Origin of the sequence: Chryseobacterium sp. Leaf201, from assembly GCF_001421435.1 — a bacterium.
GTDB lineage: Bacteria > Bacteroidota > Bacteroidia > Flavobacteriales > Weeksellaceae > Chryseobacterium.
Genome location: NZ_LMKA01000033.1, coordinates 1 through 2,743 on the forward strand (window position 1 = coordinate 1; position 2,743 = coordinate 2,743).

Below are 2,743 nucleotides of genomic sequence, written 5' to 3' on the forward strand. Positions count from 1 at the left end.
AATGCTTCCGCCGAGTCATTCAATGCTAAAATAAAAAACTTCAGATTACAATTAAGAGGCGTGCGGGATAAAACATTTTTCCTGTTCAGGTTGTCTAAACTTTTTGCCTAGTCCCCAAGTTTTGAGATTGATCCCATCAAAGTTGTTATTTTTTAAAGAATATATTTCAGAAATATACAAAATAAAAAACCCTGAAAATTTGTTCAACTTTCAGGGCCTTCAAATAATAAACTATTAAAAAAATAAACTAGGAACTTAGAGTATTCATAGAGGATATTATCCCTATTACTCTGATGTAAATTTAGAAAAAAAATCATACACTGAAAAACATATATATGTTAAATATTTCATAAATTTCTGAATACCAACAAATTAAACAATTGTTTTAATTCAATATAAATTCTTTGAAAAATAGTATCTTTAAGCGGAAAAAATTGAAATTTTATGGACATCGAATTCAACAAAAGGGAAGATCAGAACAGATTAAAGTTATCCGAAATAAACCGTTTGCTCTCTGAAATCAAGAAAGGCGGCGGCGAAAAAAGGCTTCAGAAGATTCGTGATGAAGGGAAAATGACGGCGCGTGAAAGGGTTGACTATCTTCTTGACAAAGGTTCTGACTCCATAGAAATCGGTGCATTTGCAGGTTTTGAAATGTATGAAGAGCATGGCGGATGTCCAGGCGGCGGCGTAGTAGTAGTTATCGGATACGTATCCGGTAAACAATGTATCGTTGTGGCTAATGATGCGTCGGTTAAAGCAGGCGCATGGTTTCCGATTACGGGAAAGAAAAATTTAAGGGCTCAGGAAATTGCCATGGAAAACAGGCTTCCGATTATATATCTTGTTGATTCCGCAGGGGTGTATCTTCCGATGCAGGATGAAATTTTCCCGGATAAGGAACACTTCGGCAGGATTTTCAGAAACAATGCTAAAATGAGCTCCATGGGAATCATCCAGATTTCGGCTGTAATGGGCAGCTGTGTTGCCGGTGGTGCCTATCTCCCGATTATGAGTGATGAGGCAATGATTGTTGATAAAACGGGTTCTATATTCCTTGCGGGAAGCTATCTGGTAAAAGCCGCCATTGGAGAATCTATTGATAACGAAACATTGGGCGGTGCCACTACGCACTGTTCTATTTCGGGTGTTACCGATTATAAGGCTAAAGATGACCAGGATGCGCTGAACAGAATCAAAAACATCATGAAGTCTATCGGCAGTACTGAAAAAGCCGGCTTTGACAGGATTGAAAGTTTCCAGCCTAAATCAAAACCGGAGAATATTTTCGGGATTCTTCCGGCTTCAAGGACTGAACAGTATGATACATACGAAATCATCAAATGCCTGGTAGACAATTCTGAATATGATGAATACAAACCTGATTATGGGAAAAGTATCATCTGTGCAACAGCAAGAATTGACGGCTGGTCTGTAGGAATTGTGGCCAACCAGAGAAAACTGGTTAAAAGCGGCAAGGGTGAAATGCAGTTCGGAGGAGTTATCTATTCCGACTCAGCTGATAAATCAACAAGATTTATTGCTAACTGTAACCAGAGAAAGATTCCTTTGGTGTTCTTACAGGACGTTACGGGCTTTATGGTAGGTTCCAAATCTGAGCATGGAGGAATTATTAAAGACGGAGCAAAAATGGTTAATGCAGTATCTAATTCTGTTGTTCCTAAGTTTACTATTATTACGGGAAATTCTTATGGTGCCGGAAATTATGCAATGTGTGGAAAAGCTTATGATCCAAGGTTAATCGTAGCGTGGCCATGGGCAGATCTTGCCGTAATGGGCGGTACACAGGCTGCAAAAGTTTTAGCACAGATCCAGGAGTCCACCCTGAAAAAACAAGGGAAAGAAATTTCGGCAGAAGAGCATCAGGAGATTTTGGATACGATTTCCAAACGATATCTGAAACAGACTGAAGCAACCTACTCTGCAGCGCGTCTCTGGACGGACGCCATCATCAATCCGGTAGATACCAGAAAATGGATTTCTATGGGTATTGAAGCTGCTAATAACGCTCCTATTACAGAAAAATTTAACCTGGGGGTTATTCAGGTTTGATGTTTTTTAAATCAAATAAATACAAATCAGTCTCGCTAAATGGTGAGACTGATTTATTTTAAGGATGTGAAAGCATATAGTCTTTATCTTATTCTTGATTTTTAGTTCCAACTTTATAGCTTACGGTATTATTTAGGCTTTAGCCATACAGCAGTAGTATATAAATTTACAATTAATCTGGAACAGCATGAAATGAACTAACTGTGGAAGATCTGGATAGCATAAATACAATTGCCATTCTATAGATTCTATACTCAGTAAAACATATTTGGATACGAGAATTAAAAATTATAATTGACTATTTTTAACTTGATTCATATGAATAGCCTGCTTGAGATATAATAGTCTAAATGAGTGTGTTAAGACTGTATTTTTAGTATATTGTAATATTGCAAATATATATTCATCAGAAGAATGACAAAGGTCTAGATATGAAAAATAGAGAATAATTGCCTTTAAGATTAAGCATAGCTATGATACTGTGCTCTGCTATTGGTACTTGATGTTTTTACAATACTTATTTTATGTGTATTTATATTGTATGCGTATTGCCTATAATTCAGGCTAATGAAAGATTAAGTTCTATTTATACGGTATGTCTATAACGCAAAAACTCCTTCATCGGAAGATGAAGGAGTTTTAAAATAAAGACTGGCGGCGACCTACTCTC

The 2,743-nt window shown here is 36.9% G+C and carries 1 protein-coding gene and 1 pseudogene; both read left to right on the plus strand.

The window, feature by feature from the left end:
* A pseudogene (locus tag ASE55_RS20720) lies at nucleotides 1-111 on the plus strand (DDE transposase); the annotation flags it as partial.
* 333 nt (nucleotides 112-444) lie between these two features.
* A complete protein-coding gene (locus ASE55_RS03280) occupies nucleotides 445-2,073 on the plus strand; it encodes an acyl-CoA carboxylase subunit beta (RefSeq protein ID WP_056215522.1) in 1,629 nt (542 codons plus the stop codon).
* Nucleotides 2,074-2,743: the final 670 nt, after the last annotated feature.